Origin of the sequence: Deefgea chitinilytica, assembly GCF_016881405.1 — a bacterium.
Lineage (GTDB): Bacteria > Pseudomonadota > Gammaproteobacteria > Burkholderiales > Chitinibacteraceae > Deefgea > Deefgea chitinilytica.
Genome location: NZ_WOFE01000001.1, coordinates 878316 through 893658, shown reverse-complemented (window position 1 = coordinate 893658; position 15343 = coordinate 878316). Strand labels below are relative to the sequence as shown.

The 15343-nt window shown below is 43.9% G+C and carries 14 protein-coding genes; 9 read left to right on the top strand and 5 right to left on the bottom strand.

The window, feature by feature from the left end:
• Positions 1 to 56: 56 nt before the first annotated feature.
• The 4 genes from tyrS to adhE all read right to left on the bottom strand — a co-directional run bounded on the left by tyrS (position 57) and on the right by adhE (position 6053).
• Positions 57 to 1334, bottom strand: a complete 1278-nt coding sequence (gene tyrS, locus GM173_RS04030) for a tyrosine--tRNA ligase (protein ID WP_203570371.1) — start codon at positions 1332 to 1334, stop codon at positions 57 to 59.
• Between the two features lie 73 nt (positions 1335 to 1407).
• Positions 1408 to 2082, bottom strand: coding sequence for a lipoprotein-releasing ABC transporter ATP-binding protein LolD (lolD, locus tag GM173_RS04025; protein WP_203570026.1), 675 nt, complete (start codon positions 2080 to 2082; stop codon positions 1408 to 1410).
• On the bottom strand, positions 2075 to 3310 hold the full coding sequence (locus GM173_RS04020; RefSeq protein ID WP_203570025.1) for a lipoprotein-releasing ABC transporter permease subunit: 1236 nt from the start codon (positions 3308 to 3310) through the stop codon (positions 2075 to 2077). The genes lolD and GM173_RS04020 overlap by 8 nt, the downstream gene beginning before the upstream one ends.
• A 109-nt stretch (positions 3311 to 3419) precedes the next feature.
• A complete protein-coding gene (adhE, locus tag GM173_RS04015; protein WP_203570024.1) occupies positions 3420 to 6053 on the bottom strand; it encodes a bifunctional acetaldehyde-CoA/alcohol dehydrogenase in 2634 nt (877 codons plus the stop codon).
• Between the two features lie 377 nt (positions 6054 to 6430).
• Between adhE and GM173_RS04010 the strand changes: the two genes are divergently transcribed.
• Genes GM173_RS04010 through GM173_RS16355 form a run of 5 tightly spaced genes read left to right on the top strand, consistent with a single transcriptional unit; the run spans position 6431 to position 12150 of the window.
• Positions 6431 to 7663 (top strand): tyrosine-type recombinase/integrase, encoded by a 1233-nt coding sequence (locus GM173_RS04010; protein WP_203570023.1) that lies wholly within the window; start codon positions 6431 to 6433, stop codon positions 7661 to 7663.
• Between the two features lie 19 nt (positions 7664 to 7682).
• Positions 7683 to 9209, top strand: coding sequence for a tyrosine-type recombinase/integrase (locus tag GM173_RS04005; RefSeq protein WP_203570022.1), 1527 nt, complete (start codon positions 7683 to 7685; stop codon positions 9207 to 9209).
• Positions 9210 to 11303, top strand: a complete 2094-nt coding sequence (locus GM173_RS04000; protein WP_203570021.1) for a hypothetical protein — start codon at positions 9210 to 9212, stop codon at positions 11301 to 11303.
• Positions 11296 to 11688 carry a hypothetical protein gene (locus tag GM173_RS03995; protein WP_203570020.1) on the top strand — a complete coding sequence of 131 codons (393 nt, stop codon included), beginning with the start codon at positions 11296 to 11298 and terminating at the stop codon, positions 11686 to 11688. Before GM173_RS04000 ends, GM173_RS03995 begins: the two co-directional genes overlap by 8 nt.
• Before the next feature lie 60 nt (positions 11689 to 11748).
• Positions 11749 to 12150, top strand: a complete 402-nt coding sequence (locus GM173_RS16355) for an Xre family toxin-antitoxin system antitoxin (RefSeq protein WP_203570019.1) — start codon at positions 11749 to 11751, stop codon at positions 12148 to 12150.
• Positions 12151 to 12239: 89 nt separating this feature from the next.
• Here GM173_RS16355 and GM173_RS03985 read toward each other — a convergent pair whose 3' ends face one another.
• Positions 12240 to 12584, bottom strand: coding sequence for a helix-turn-helix domain-containing protein (locus tag GM173_RS03985; RefSeq protein ID WP_203570018.1), 345 nt, complete (start codon positions 12582 to 12584; stop codon positions 12240 to 12242).
• 272 nt (positions 12585 to 12856) lie between these two features.
• Between GM173_RS03985 and GM173_RS03980 the strand changes: the two genes are divergently transcribed.
• From GM173_RS03980 to GM173_RS03965, 4 genes are all read left to right on the top strand, one after another.
• Positions 12857 to 13753 (top strand): thioredoxin domain-containing protein, encoded by an 897-nt coding sequence (locus GM173_RS03980; protein ID WP_203570017.1) that lies wholly within the window; start codon positions 12857 to 12859, stop codon positions 13751 to 13753.
• Positions 13754 to 13761: 8 nt separating this feature from the next.
• Positions 13762 to 14196, top strand: coding sequence for a hypothetical protein (locus GM173_RS03975; protein ID WP_203570016.1), 435 nt, complete (start codon positions 13762 to 13764; stop codon positions 14194 to 14196).
• A gap of 79 nt (positions 14197 to 14275) precedes the next feature.
• Positions 14276 to 14770 (top strand): 3'-5' exoribonuclease, encoded by a 495-nt coding sequence (locus GM173_RS03970; protein WP_203570015.1) that lies wholly within the window; start codon positions 14276 to 14278, stop codon positions 14768 to 14770.
• A 131-nt stretch (positions 14771 to 14901) separates the two neighbouring features.
• Positions 14902 to 15321 carry a hypothetical protein gene (locus tag GM173_RS03965; protein WP_203570014.1) on the top strand — a complete coding sequence of 140 codons (420 nt, stop codon included), beginning with the start codon at positions 14902 to 14904 and terminating at the stop codon, positions 15319 to 15321.
• The last annotated feature ends 22 nt before the right edge of the window (positions 15322 to 15343 follow it).

Here is a 15343-nt window from a genome sequence, read left to right as displayed (position 1 = left end):
CATGTATTACCATGTAGACTTTATAAATCATTGCCTACATGGCAATACTCATGCAATTACTTCCAAGCCACCAAAGCATGGTTTTTCTTGCCGCGGCGCAATAGCGTGTAGCGGCCGTATTTGTAATCGGCTTCGGTAATCGTTGCCGTCAAATCAGTGACTTTCGCGCCATTCACAATCGCTGCGCCGCTTTCGATAAAGCCACGGGCTTGGCTTTTTGAGGTGGCAAGTTCAGTGGCGGCCAAGACGTCGATCAGCCCATTGGCATCGCGCGCCAATTCAAACGTTGGCAACCCATCAAGCGCGAGTTGTTCGAAGTCTTGTTCAGTTAAGCCGTTTTGATCTTCAGCAAACAGTGATTGGCTGATGCGCTCGGCGGCGATGACCGCATCCTTGCCATGTACGAGCTCGGTCACTTGTTCGGCCAAAATGCGTTGGGCTTCTGGTTTTTTGCCGGAAGCCAAATCAGCCGCTTCAATCGCGGCGATTTCAGCCACGCTCAGGAAAGTAAAGTAGCGCAGGAATTTATACACATCGGCATCGGCCGTCGAGAGCCAGAATTGGTAGAACTTGTACGGCGAGGTTTTTTTGCGATCCAGCCAAATGGTGCCGCTCTCAGTCTTGCCAAATTTAGTGCCGTCAGACTTGGTGACCAAAGGCATCGTTAGGCCGTGCACTGATTGCTGGCGCATCCGGCGGGTTAAATCGGTACCCGCAGTGATATTGCCCCATTGATCTGAGCCGCCGATTTGCAATTGGCAGCCGTATTGCTCGTTCAGTACGACAAAATCGTAACCTTGCAACAGGCTGTAAGTAAATTCAGTAAACGAAATACCGTCGCCTTCGCGGTTAATTCGTTGCTTCACAGATTCTTTGTTAATCATATTGTTAACAGAGAAGTGCTTACCGATATCACGCAAGAAAGCCAAAATATCCATTTTGGCGTACCAGTCATGGTTATTGGCCATAATAGCGGCGTTGTCGCCTTCAAAGCTTAAAAATGGCGAAACTTGAGAGCGGATTTTGCCGACCCAGCCTTCGATGACGTCCAGCGTATTGAGTTTGCGCTCGGCCGCTTTAAATGACGGATCGCCAATCATGCCCGTCGCGCCGCCGACCAAAGCAATCGGCTTGTGACCCGCTTGCTGAAAGCGTTTTAAGACCAAAATCGGCACCAAACTACCGATGTGTAAGCTGTCTGCCGTTGGGTCAAAGCCGCAATACAGCGTAATCGCTTGTTCGCTCATCAATTTGCTGAGTGCGGCAGCGTCGGTTTGTTGTGCAATCAAGCCACGTTGTTCTAAGTCGGCTAGCAAATCAAATTTTGAGTCCATAGTAGTCATGTTGTATTCCAGTACTTGATTAATTCAATAGGTATATTAATTCAGGCATTGAGCAGTAATTTGTTTAGCTCAATACCCCTAAGTCTAGTCTTAGCGAGCGATCACAGCGCGCTGCGAGATCGGTGTCGTGCGTAACAATCACAAAGCCGGTACCGCTGTCTCTGGCCAATTCCAGCATTAAATCAAACACCACCGTAGCATTGCTGCGGTCCAAATTGCCGGTTGGTTCGTCAGCCAATACACAAGCAGGACGAGTCACTAAAGCGCGAGCAATCGCGGCGCGCTGTCGCTCACCGCCCGATAACTCGCTCGGTTTGTGATGGCTGCGCGCACCAAGGCCGACTTTGTCTAGCATGGCCTCAGCGGTCTTCAATGCTTCGGCTTTAGGCGTACGGCGAATCAGCAAGGGCATTGCTACATTTTCGGCGGCAGTAAATTCGGGGAGCAAATGGTGAAACTGATAGACAAAGCCCAAGTGTTGATTGCGTAATTGCCCTCGTGCCTGCTCGTTCAGCGCAAATGGGTTTTGCCCCAGTAAACTCACTTCGCCTGAGCTCGGTGTGTCGAGCGCACCAAGGCAGTGGAGCAGGGTGGATTTGCCTGAGCCGGAGGCACCGACAATCGCGACAACTTCCCCTTTGCTCAATGCAAAATCAACCGCAGTTAGTACGGGGGTTGCTAGCTTGCCCGATACATAAGTTTTGCCCAACTGCTTGGCGGTTAAGATGAAATTACTCATAGCGCAACGCCTCCGCAGGATTGACGCGCGAGGCACGCCAACTTGGGTACAGCGTCGCAAGCAATGACAGTAATAGTGAAATAACGCCAATACTGATGACGTCAGCCGGTATGATTTTGGACGGCAATTCAGTAATCAAGTACACATCCGCCGATAAAATTTGCGCTCCAATCACGCGCTCGATAAATGGCACAATCGTGTCGATATTCGCCGCCACCAAGACCCCGCCCAATACGCCAGCCCCCGTACCAATCACGCCAGAAATCGCGCCATTGACTAGGAATATTTTCATAATTGAACCGGGTGACGCGCCCAGAGTACGCAAGATGGCAATATCGGCCTGTTTATCCGTCACAATCATCACTAAAGTCGAAACGAGATTAAACGCAGCAACAGCCACAATCAACGTCAAGATAATAAACATCATGCGTTTTTCGATTTCTACCGCACGGAAGTAAGTCGGGTTTTCTTGGCTCCAGTCGGCGACAATCAGGTCGGGTAGGGTGCGGTTAATTTCGCGTGCTACTTCTCGGGCCTTAAATAAGTCATCTATTTTTAGACGTACGCCCGTTACTGCTTCGCCAGTGCGATACAGTTTTTGCGCGTCAGTCATATGTATTAGCGCTAGATTTGCGTCGTAAGGGAAGTAATCTGCCTTAAAAATCCCAGCGATCGTAAATTGTCGTAATCGAGGAATCAATCCAGCTGGAGTTACCTGACCTTGTGGGGTGATGAGGGTGACTTTATCGCCCGTAGTAACTCCCAACTCTTGCGCCAGCGCCCAGCCCAGAATGACTGAAAACTCTCCCGGACGTAGTGCATTGAGTTTCCCGTTGATCATTTTGTCGGCGAGTTCACTCACTTTGGGTTCTTGCGCTGGATCAATCCCTCGCACCAGCACGCCTTTGACTTGGCTGCCATTGGTAAACAAGCCTTGCCCCATCACATAGGGCGCAGCGCCGCGAACATGTTGGTTTTTTGTGCTCGTCGCTATGGTAGACGGCCAGTCGTATAGTGCATTATCAGGACTAGTCACGGTAATATGTGAGGCCATACCCAGAATGCGGTTTCTGACTTCCTCTTGAAAGCCATTCATCACAGACAAAACGATAATCAGTGCGGCAACGCCCAGCGCAATGCCAGCAATTGAAACAAGCGAAATAAACGAAATAAAGCCATTTCGCTTCTTGGCGCGGGTGTAGCGCAGGCCAATCAGTAATTCATACATAGGAGCGCAATAAAGTCAGGGAGGGCGCAGTTTACCATGCCACGCCGTATCGTTAAAAAGCAAAAAAGCCCGCAAGCTGCGGGCTTTGGTGTTCAAACGGGAAGTTTGATTATTTCGCTGGCTTGTCTTGTGCAGTCATACCATAAGTTTCATGATAAGGACGGCCATAATAGCTATCGAGCAAGACTTGTTTCAGTTCGCTAATGAGTGGGAAGCGTGGGTTGGCACCAGTACATTGGTCATCAAACGCTTCTTCGGCAATGCGATCCAATTTAGCCAAAAAGTCTGCTTCGTTCACGCCCGCATCTTTGATAGATGCAGGAATGTTCAGCACTTGTTTAAGTTCATCAACCCAAGCAATTAGACTCGCAACTTTTTGGTCGTCGTTTTTGCCAGCCAAGCCCAAGTGTTCAGCGATGTCTGCGTAGCGGCATTTTGCTTGCGGACGGTCGTATTGGCTAAACGCAGTTTGTTTCGTTGGAATATCAACCGCGTTGTAACGAATTACGTTGCTGATCAGTAGGGCATTCGCCAAACCGTGCGCCAAGTGGAACTCAGCACCAATTTTGTGAGCCATTGAGTGACAAACACCCAGGAAAGCATTGGCAAATGACATCCCGGCAATGGTCGCTGCGTTGTGAACTTGCTCACGCGCTTTTGGATCGTTGGCACCATTGGTGTAAGACGATGGCAGGTATTGCTTCAACAGTTTCAATGATTGCAGAGCGTGCGGATCAGAGAACTCATTAGCCAACACAGATACATAAGCTTCAAGCGCATGAGTTACCGCATCAATACCACCAAAGGCGGTCAACGATTTTGGCATATTCATCACCAAGTTTGAATCGATGATGGCCATATTTGGCGTCAATTCGTAATCGGCGATTGGGTATTTCATGCCAGTGACTTCGTCAGTCACCACGGCGAATGGTGTTACCTCTGAACCGGTACCGGAAGTCGTTGGGATTGCGATCAACTCAGCTTTAACACCCATTTTCGGGAAAGTATAAATCCGTTTGCGAATATCCATAAAGCGCAATGCAAGGTCTTCGAAGTGCACATCTGGATGCTCGTACATGACCCACATGATTTTTGCCGCATCCATTGGCGAGCCGCCACCGAGCGCCACAATCACATCCGGTTTAAAGCTATTGAGCATCGCCACACCTTTGCGAACCACAGCCAGCGTTGGATCGGCTTCGACTTCGTAGAATACTTCAACTTCAAGACCTTGCTGTTTTAATACACGGATAGTTTCATCGCACATGCCGTTATTAAATAAGAAACGGTCAGTAACAATCGCTGCGCGTTGTTTGCCAGCGAGCTCTTTCAGTGCAATCGACAAGCTGCCACGACGGAAGTAAATGCTTTTTGGTAGTTTGTGCCACAACATGTTTTCTGCTCGCTTCGCAACGGTTTTTTTGTTGAGCAAGTGTTTCGGACCCACGTTTTCCGAAATTGAATTGCCACCCCATGAGCCACAACCTAGAGTCAGGGATGGCGCTAGTTTGAAGTTGTACAAATCACCAATACCACCTTGTGACGAAGGGGTGTTGATCAAAATACGGGCTGTTTTCATTTTGTCGCCAAAGTAGGCGATACGTTCGGCTTGCAAATCTTGATCGGTGTAAAGCGATGAAGTATGACCGATCCCGCCTAAAGCAACTAAAGCCTCTGCTTTAGCCACAGCATCGAAGAAATCTTTGGCACGGTACATCGCTAGAGTAGGAGAGAGCTTCTCATGTGCGAATTCTTCTTCTTCGCCAACTGATGTTACTTCGCCGATCAGTACTTTGGTATATGGTGGTACTTTGATACCCGCCATTTCAGCGATTTTTAGTGCAGATTGACCCACGATGGCTGCATTTAGGCCACCATTAACCAAAATTACTTTACGAACTGCTTCAGTTTCTTTCTTGTTAAGGATGTAGCCGCCGTTGGCGTTAAAGCGCTCTTTAACTTGCTCGTAAATGCTGTCAACTACGATGACAGATTGTTCTGATGCGCAGACCACACCATTATCGAAGGTTTTTGACATCAGAATCGAAGCTACGGCACGTTTAATATCAGCCGTTTCATCAATCACAACAGGGGTATTGCCAGCACCAACACCAATTGCAGGCTTGCCAGAGCTATACGCCGCCTTCACCATACCTGGGCCACCAGTAGCCAAGATTAGGTTCAGATCTGGGTGTTTCATTAGGTGATTTGACAGCTCTACAGTAGGCTCATCAATCCAACCGATAATGTCGCGCGGTGCGCCTGCAGAAATTGCAGCTTCAAGCACTAAGCGTGCCGCTGCGCAAGTTGAGTTTTTGGCGCGTGGGTGTGGACTAAACACAATACCATTGCGCGTTTTCAGTGAAATCAAGGCTTTAAAAATTGCGGTCGATGTTGGGTTGGTTGTCGGTACGATGCCGCAAATAATGCCGATTGGTTCTGCAATAGTCATGGTGCCAAAAGCATCATCAGTCGACAAAATGCCACATGTTTTTTCATCTTTGTAAGCGTTATAAATATACTCAGATGCAAAATGATTTTTAATCACTTTATCTTCAACAATCCCCATGCCGGTTTCGGCTACAGCCATTTTTGACAAAGGAAGGCGTGCATCTGCTGCCGCCAAGGCTGCAACACGGAAAATCTCGTCAACTTGTTCTTGTGAATAAGTGGCAAACAGTTGTTGCGCTTTCTTTACTCGAGCTACTAAGGCATCAAGTTCTTGTACGTTAGTTACTGTCATTGTTTTCTCCAGAGATTTCACCAGCTGTTAGTGTTGTGTTTGATTATGCCATTAGAATTGCGACAAATCTGTACAGTATTAACACAAAATATTGAAATATTCCCCAAATTAATCACGTAGCAAAAGTATGTCTGCGCCTTCGTGCTTTGGTGAGTTAAGTACATGTTAAACGACCTTCGGTTGCACTTGTTTGACAAATGTCATTTGCCTCTGATTTTTCCTATTATGATTCTTATAATGTATATTATGTTAAGCGGTGAGCTATGTTGGTTTTGTTCATGAATAGATAAGTGACTTGCAACACACCGCCCTACAAGGCTGGGTGTTTCATGTCTAATGTTGTTCATGGATCCAACTAAACTAGGTTTATAACGCTAATGCCAATTATTCATTGCAAGTTTTCATCTGGACAACGAGTACCCTTTATCGTATCCAAGTCTAAAGATCGTGCATCACTACCATTGTTAATTCCGTTGTTGTACGTTCAATTTAAGCTCAAATATCGCGCATACAACACGGCCTCACGATGCCTCCGAACCATTGAGGCTTTTTATGACTACGCCTTACTCCGGAATATTGATCTTGAAAAAGAGATATTTGCGGGTCGCTTCGAAAACGTTTTGTCATTAATCAGTGGATTCTCAGCGTGGCTAACAGTTGGTCGTCAGGCAACTAACGTGGTCGCTGCTGTTGGAGTTGAGACTTCTGTGCCAATGAATAGTCGAACAAGAGATCAACATCTATCAGCACTGAAGGCATTCCTTTCGTGGTGTGCTGAGCGATTTATCCCGCGTCCCCAATCAACTCGGGAATCAGGAATCTCAATTGCATTTTCTAACGCTGCTTTAGCCATAGATCGCAGGTTTAGTAGCCACATACTGAATTTGAAGCAATCTAGGTCCCGTGAACGTAGCCTTACTGATGAACATATTCAACTTATACGGACATATGCAACACCATACGCGGAACTCAATCCATTTCCTGAGCGTGTTCAGCTAAGAAACTGGCTAATTATTGAGCTTTTTCTTGAGACGGGAATGCGTCGTGGTGAACTGTTAAAGTTATACAGTTCAGATATAAATCAAGGCTCATTAAATGCTTATGTGAGCATAAGTAATCGTGAGAACGACCCTGAAGATATAAGGGCTGATGAACCTGCGTTGAAAACATATGAGCGAGTTATTGGTATATCGAATCAACTTTATGAAATTTATGAAGAGTATTTACGTGAATGGCGCAGGCCATTTAGAAAAGGGATAAGAAAAAAAGTACCCTTTCAATACTTATTTATTTCCGATCGTGGTCGGCCGTTGTCGCTTCGTGCACTATCTAATATTTTTGATCTGCTTTTTTACTGCATCGATAAGGATTGTCCTGGTGTAATAAGTAGTCTTTCCCCTCATGATTTACGCCACACATTCGCAACTAATTTTTTGAAATATTTAATCGAAGAATGTGATTTAGACATGGAACAAGCAAAAGATCAACTTAAAAGAATATGCGGTTGGAGTGCTAATTCGTCAATGCCCTCTCTTTATGCCTCCCGCTACGTGGCGGAGAGTGCAAATATATTCAATAGCAAGAGAGTATGTCTCACTAGAAATAAGTAAATAATGGAACATATATAGTATGAATAAAAACAAAAGTATGAAAAAAAACAACGCCGAAATAGTTTTGATTGATAATTATATTAACCATGAGGTGTATCAGTTCAGTGGACGTCAGCTAGTACCAATACGAACTCGAACGAATGACCAGCCTCGCTATGTTGACACCCGTAATGATCATTGGGAGTGGTTCGACGGAGGTATAAAGTTTTCTATAGACTGGACTGCGTTAAATCTGTCTCCAGGATTTATACCAATCGCAAAAGGGTATTTAAGTTATTCTCTTGAAAAAAATGCTCCACGTACATCAGTAGCTATTGTGCAGTTCTTAAAGAGGTTTTCTACGCTACCGTTATCGAAAATATTTCCATGGTCAGAAAATGAAATTTTAAATCAATTATCTTTATGGTTTGATGATCGCCAAATGGTAATTGTATTCAGGCGTTTATATGATTGGGGGTTAGGTCAAGGTATATATGGATTCAACACTAGGGTTAATTTACTAATTGCTGAAGTAAAAACAATAAAAGTACAAGCTAATTCTAGGGTTTTTTTGGGGCAAATAGGGCTAAGTGAGTTCGAAGAAATTAACTTGATTCAGAGAATAAGTACTGGTTACAACCTAGCTTCCAATTCATGGCGCGACAATTTACCTAACATAATACTTCATTTAGGTTTTGAATTAGGCTTACGATCTATTCAATACCATGCACTTGACGTGGCTGATTTTGAAGAAGTAAAGCCTAATGATATTTCATTTTTTACTATATGGTTGCCGATGGCAAAAAAAATAGGGGAACAACGACCACAACGTAGACCAAGGAAAATATCAAATGATCTTGGATTAAAGTTGAAGCTATATATTCTGAAATTACAGGAGGCATTTGGCGAAACAATTGAGCCACTTTTTGTAGATAGAAGAGGAAATAGGTTGAGTGTCGAAAGGATTGCGACAATATTAAAAGGAGAGCATGTCGCTGCGAATATTCGGCATGAGGGCCAAGTATCAATGTTGTTACGGCATCATCTGGGCCAAGGTTTGGCTGATCAAGGGGCTCCTGCTGAAATGATTGCAGAGCTTTTGGGTCATAACAGTACTATAGCTGCGCAAGCTTATGTAGCAGCAACTCCAAATATAGCGAAAATTAAATCTAAAGCATTGGGAAAAAGCGAACCATATAAAAGAATTATGGCGGCATTATTGACTGGCGATGTTGTCAAAAAAGATGATGTCAATAAAAATAGTCATGTGCATGGTATTGTCAATATGACATACATTGGTGGAATCGGTTCTTGTGCCCTGCCCTCACCTACCTGCTGTCCTTATAACCCTGTTTACTCTTGTTATACGTGCAAAAAATTTCATCCATTCGTTGATGGTCCTCATGGCGAGGTTAAATTGGCGCTTCAAGATGAAGCTCAATATTTCTTAGACGCTGCAGAACAAGTTGAAGGCTCACTGGAATACAATCGTGCAGTTACACAGCATGAAAGAACGATATTTGCTGTTAATGCAACAATTGATTATTGCAAAAAAGAGGTGCTTTAAATGGCTGAAGAATATGTGTCTTCTGATTTGCTTGATGAATTTATTAATAATGAGCGAATATATTTCTCTGGATTGAGGCTGGGAATTAATTGGAGTGATGTTGAGTGGAATACTAAAGATTGGCTGCCGCATCGTGGCAAACATCAGCCCTTAATCTTTAAGCCGCATACTTCTATTTCAAAAATATATAATCCACAAAAAGCATTGCCTGAAATTTTACCACAGCCTTTCCAAGATTTCTGCAAAGCAATGTTAGTTTACCTACAAAGAACACGTACGCTCAAATTTGCGATGGTTCACGCTTATTCCATTGCGCTTCGTCGACTATACAATCTACTATATCTACGTGAACAATCGTCACCTCTTTCACTTAAATGTAATGATTTTGAATCGATTTTGCGGCAAATGCAGGATGATGGGTACAAAAATATATCAGATGCAGCTACACACTTTAAAGTTATAGCGGATTCAATTGATAGAAAACAATTATTGCCTGTATCGATTGGTTTTGAGCATTCTTATAAAGCTGTTTCAACTAGGCATGGATACTCAACTATCCATGATTCTGATGCAATGGAGAAATTTCGCAGGCAAGATGAAAAACTACCTTCGCGTGAAGCACTAGAAGCTTATGCTTTATGCACAAATTCGCCAATTTCAGATGGCGAGGAAATTTTATTGAGAGTAATTGATCTTCTTATTGCAACTGGGCAACGTGGAAATGAAATTTCAGTGCTTCCATTGGATTGTTGGGTTGAACGGCCTATTAAAAATAGTGAAGGCGATATCATTCTAGATGCAAATGGCAATGTCGTGATTGAATGTGGCATCCGATACTACGCAGAAAAACAATTTCAATCTAGAATCCACTGGTTTGCAAGTCAAGATATTCCATTTGCTAGAAGAGCTGTTGAACGACTGATAGTCCTAACAAAAGATGCAAGAGCAATTGCAAAGTGGCAAGAGAGTAATCCTGGGCGATTATGGCCAATAAACCCAGAGAAAAAAATTACTGAAAGTGAGGTTCTAAACTGGTTGGGTTTTGCTAAAGGAAAAGATCAGAAAAGAAATTTATTTATTTTTTTGAATAGAAAAGGTGTTGCACGACATAAAGATGAATTTAATTATTACAATGCTGGTGAAATTGAAAAGGCATTAATAGGTAAGGTTTCAGACCATGTAGCCCTCAAAGAAGGCATTGGTCTTCGTGCAAAAATAATTTTAAGGACGAGTGAAATACTAGCAATTGCATTTGATGGTCAATTTAGATTTGGCTTGAGAGATGGAAATGTCCATCGTGTTTTTCCGCGACGAGTGACTATTGCAGATATAAACCGAGCTTTGGGTTCTGAAGCTATATATCCTTCAATATTTGATCGGCGGAATAAAACAGAGAATGATGGCTCACCAATACGAATGACTAGCCACCAACCTAGGCATTGGCGAAATACTATTTATCATCTAGCTGGTCTGTCTGATGTGCAACAAGCGCTTGCTATGGGTAGAAAAAAACTTGAGCAAAATTCAACATACCAGCATACAACAATTAAAGAAGATACACAGCAGCACCATAATTATTTGTCATTCAATTCTCACTATGAAAGGATTAATTTTTTTCATGAAAAAATACGAAGCAATAAAATTCAGGGGGACTTAGTAAGTAGTTATAATTCTTTGAAAAAAACTCATGGTGCCGCTAAAGCCGAAGATTTTCTTAAAATTCATGCGACTGCATTTCATCTCACTCCATTTGGAGGTTGTACTCATGATTTTTCTCAAGCACCCTGCCCTAAACATTTGCAGTGTTGGAATGGCTGCTCTCACTTACATCTCACAGGGTCTCAAGTTGAGCGATCAAGAATTGAATCGCAAATAATGCAATTGGAAAAGAGTATAGAACAATTAAGAACTGAAGGAGCAGGTGAAGGAGGTTCTAATAAATGGATTGAAGATCAAGAGCGAAAATTGGATAACATGAAGCGCGCATTGGAGCGAGTAAATATTAGCTCCGCTGTAATTCAAGTATTTCCAATGGGTACACCTAAATTTGTACCTGAAAACAAAAGAAAAAGGAGTTCTGTTTCAGATGAATAGCCCATATAAACTACGAGGAAAAGCTCTTGATGCGGCGATTGATAATTTACTCGCAGAAATGATCAGTGCTGGATTTGGCAAAGACCCCATCTCTCGAACTTCTGTGCAAATAAGACTTGGCTTAACTAGCAGAGCGACCCTAGTAGGACCGCGTGGTGAGCGAATAGATAACGCTTTAAATATTCAGCGAAAGGAGGCTGGACACACCTCTGTAGATACCATTAAAAGACGGACACTTGAAGAGCGAATTGTTCATCTCGAAAAGACTAACCTAATTCTTATCAATGAACGCGATCAGTTGTATGAGGCACTATGTTCAATAATAAATCAGTGTGAAATTCATGGCCTTGATTTGAAGGTAGTCTTGTCCCCACTTAAAATATAACATTTAGAAATTAAATGACTGCGCTACTCATCTTCCATTTCAATTTTCACAGGTTCTTTTATGTTAAAAATGCACGAGTTACTTAACGCAGCCCCATTATCTCAGATATCTTATATTAGACTAGGACTGCTGGCCCAAGAGGCAGTTAGCATTTCCGTCCAATATCAGATTAGCTTATCGGACATTGCAAGAGTGCTTCACATACCACTGAGATCGTTACAATATCTAGTTCGGCAGGAGCAAGAACTTAGCGCAGTAACAAGTGAGCGTTTATTTCGCTTGGCCAGAGTTGCGAGCTACGCTTCATGCATTTATGGTGATTTAATCACAACAGGAAACTGGCTTACGCGTCCTAACTCAGTATTGAATCAGATGACGCCACTTTCTTTGCTCGATACGGCTTATGGAGGACAGGAGGTTGAGCGGATTTTGCGATCTATTGAATATGGATTACCTGTTTAGCCCTCATCAAATAAACGCTGAGTTTGCTAGTCTTAGTGAGGCTTGATTTGCTTCGAGCCTGATATTTGGGTCGCACATTCGTTTTACCTTTAACCCACGGCTTTATTTGCGGCTGTTAGCCAAACACAAAATTTCAATAACGTTGTGCGTTGCTCATCAGAAAGTTGCCGGAATCCATTTAACAACTCTTGTTCTGCTGAATCATGCCACTCCGTCAAGTTACTTGGCCCTGCTTCATCCAGCAGTGCTGCGAATTGGTAAAGATGCATATCAAAAGCGCTTGCCAAGCCCTTAAGCAAATCTAGGCTCGGTGTTTGTTTGTCTTTTTCAAGACGAGAAATAGTCGCGGCCGAGGTGTTTGCCCTGAAGGCTAAATCATCCTGAGACCATCCGCGTTCTTCACGCAAACGATTAATGAGGTAGCTGATTTCCATGGTGGGTAGTATCCACGCCATACCAGCACTTCAAAAACCGCATCCGTAATTTTTACAAATACATACATATATGTATAATTGTGCAGTTCTTACATATAAGTGACGAGCAAAAACTGTTCACCAAATCATGGTTGCAGCATTAAAGCCGTCAATAACAAGACAGGGATGGGTTTGTTATGCACGCTGGAAACAAAGGGAAATTTCTTCTCACTCTGCTTTTACCTTCAGTACTTCTGTCTCAATTAGCTGTTGCAGGTACACCAGACGACGCAATGATGGCTTTTACAGCCACATTGCCCAGCTCAAAACGGGCGATGACCAAAAATGCAACAGCCACGGAAACCTTAGTTAAAGGGATTTACGCAATTTGGACTCGATTAGATGATGAACGAGATGTCATTCTAGTAAACGAAAATGCCACTATTTTTAGCCTGACGTTAGGCAAAGATTGGCGCTATACGCGTACTGGCGCACCAACAATCGAAAACCCAGATGAGTTGCGTAATGCTTTACGCGCCAACATTCGCTTTGATGAGCTGGTCGCAAAAAGAATCGGCGCGGGCCAACGCAAAGTAGTGTACTTCGGAGCATATGATTGCCCCTGGTGCAAGGTATTCCAAAGTCAGCTTAAGAATACCAAAGGTTTGAATACCACTACGTATTTAGTTCCAACGAGTCTCGACGTAATGATACCAAACGCCATGAGTCGACAAATCGTCCGATCACTTTGGTGTGATACACGCGGTTGGAGTAATTGGGATGCGTTTATGCAAACCCGACAGCCTAGTTTATTGCAGCAACCATCTGTTTCATGCTCCCCACTCAAAACCGCGGCACAAGCCCATATTTTGATGGGAATGACGGCCACTACATTCACATTTCCACGTTTAGTTGATGATACTGGTTGGGCTGGCAATCTGCCTCTGAAGCCCGGCCCCAGCCCTGCAGATTGGGCCAGAGTCATGGGTTCAAACAATAAATCAGCAGTTACCGACACGGTTTTTACACAACAGGTTGATTTAAGTAATTGGGGTAAAACGCCATCTACGTCGCAATCGGGCTCAAGTACTTATCAGATTGGTGAAGGCGCTGGTCAAGAGTCGAAAGCAGACGGCGAGACGCTCAATCTCGGCGGCATCAAGATCAAATTACCATCGATCAAATACTAGGAACAACCATGCTTTTAACCACCAAACAAATGGGCATCATTGCTGTTTCAGCGTGCGCGTTACTCAGCGCGTGTCAAAGCCAACCCAAAAGTGTTAGCACCAACTGGCTTACCACCGTAAATATCAATAATCGACCCACTCAAGCCAATTTGACCTTTGTGCAAACCGGTAACACCGTTGTTGCCAAGGTCACTGAGGGTAACAACACCAATTATTGGGTGCAGATCGTCGGTGAAATGAATGGCAATGTTCTGACGGGTAAATACATGGATCATCGCTCTGACCATGGCCGCTGCAATACGCTACTCACCTTTGATAAAGCCGCAACAGGTTATTACTGGGGATCGGTTCGTCTGGTGTTTGATGGCAATAAATTCACCGGTAAGCGGAGCAACTGCGAAGGTGCATTCGACACAACTTGGAATGGGGTATTGGCTAAGTAGTTGCGGCACAGAGTCCGGACCAACTTCGCGCGCTTGTAGTAGGATCTAAAGTCATGATCACTGTTTGAAAGGCCTACTGATGCGCGTATTTGTCGATACTGAATTTACTGATTTCGTGCAAATCGATCTGATCAGTATTGCGCTGGTGAGTGAAGATGGTCGGGAGTTCTATGCCGAGCGCAATGACTACCGTGCAGAAGACTGCAGCGACTTTGTACGCGAAGCGGTGCTACCGTTGCTTGGGCGCATTGAAGGCGCAACATGCAATCGAACAGAGCTCACGCATCGGCTTCGGGCTTGGTTTGAAGAGCTCCCTGAGCCGGCCACGCTGATGTTCGATTATTTTGCCGATTGGGAACTGCTGGCCGATGCTTTTTTGGGGGATGAATATGATCAGCCCCCAAAAAACGTTGGCGAGAAGCAGATGCTCACCAGTGAATTCATCGGCAATCCGATTTTTCAGCGAGCACTATACAAATCATTCACACCTGAATGGCCAGCACATCATGCGCTCGGTGATGCGCGTGCATTCCGACATGCGTTTGATGTTTTGAATAGCAGTGGTCAATTCTAACCACAGGTACTGTGCCAATGCCATGCAAACCCAAAGTGGGATTGCATTTTCCAGAAACGCGCTAATTGCTTAAACGAGTACCATCCTTAGCCCAACAATAAACATATCGGCAGCAAGTAAAGGATTTAGAGATGTTTTTAGTAAAAGAAGCTGAATATGATCAGCTAGGTACATTGATTGCAAGTGAGGGGTATCTTTGCTTCAAAAAGATCTACTTGAAACCAATTATCCCTATATTTCTAGTGAATCTACCCATTACTTACAATAATGGAACACAGTCGACTAGACCTACTCTTATTCCAGGTGTGCATGATCTGATCACGGCGATTGAACCATCAACGTTCAGCAATTCAAATCTTGTTGTGAATGTCATGTTTACCCGTCAACCAGAAGAAAACAATGTTTGGACTTTTAACACGGTAAGTCAGCTTTGGAGCTCGGCAACCAAAGGGTATCGCCAATATAAAATTGAGCTATGCAACAACCAAATAACGTATTGGCCAGAAATGCCATCTGAGGAAGATGCTGATTTTGAATGGATTCCACTTTAAAAGTAGCCCTTATTGATTTCCA

Coding starts and splice junctions, on each gene's coding strand:
- tyrS (WP_203570371.1), bottom strand. CDS start 1,334: ATGGACTCAAAATTTGATTTGCTAGCCGACTTAGAACAACGTGGCTTG.
- lolD (WP_203570026.1), bottom strand. CDS start 2,082: ATGAGTAATTTCATCTTAACCGCCAAGCAGTTGGGCAAAACTTATGTA.
- GM173_RS04020 (WP_203570025.1), bottom strand. CDS start 3,310: ATGTATGAATTACTGATTGGCCTGCGCTACACCCGCGCCAAGAAGCGA.
- adhE (WP_203570024.1), bottom strand. CDS start 6,053: ATGACAGTAACTAACGTACAAGAACTTGATGCCTTAGTAGCTCGAGTA.
- GM173_RS04010 (WP_203570023.1), top strand. CDS start 6,431: ATGCCAATTATTCATTGCAAGTTTTCATCTGGACAACGAGTACCCTTT.
- GM173_RS04005 (WP_203570022.1), top strand. CDS start 7,683: ATGAATAAAAACAAAAGTATGAAAAAAAACAACGCCGAAATAGTTTTG.
- GM173_RS04000 (WP_203570021.1), top strand. CDS start 9,210: ATGGCTGAAGAATATGTGTCTTCTGATTTGCTTGATGAATTTATTAAT.
- GM173_RS03995 (WP_203570020.1), top strand. CDS start 11,296: ATGAATAGCCCATATAAACTACGAGGAAAAGCTCTTGATGCGGCGATT.
- GM173_RS16355 (WP_203570019.1), top strand. CDS start 11,749: ATGTTAAAAATGCACGAGTTACTTAACGCAGCCCCATTATCTCAGATA.
- GM173_RS03985 (WP_203570018.1), bottom strand. CDS start 12,584: ATGGAAATCAGCTACCTCATTAATCGTTTGCGTGAAGAACGCGGATGG.
- GM173_RS03980 (WP_203570017.1), top strand. CDS start 12,857: ATGATGGCTTTTACAGCCACATTGCCCAGCTCAAAACGGGCGATGACC.
- GM173_RS03975 (WP_203570016.1), top strand. CDS start 13,762: ATGCTTTTAACCACCAAACAAATGGGCATCATTGCTGTTTCAGCGTGC.
- GM173_RS03970 (WP_203570015.1), top strand. CDS start 14,276: ATGCGCGTATTTGTCGATACTGAATTTACTGATTTCGTGCAAATCGAT.
- GM173_RS03965 (WP_203570014.1), top strand. CDS start 14,902: ATGTTTTTAGTAAAAGAAGCTGAATATGATCAGCTAGGTACATTGATT.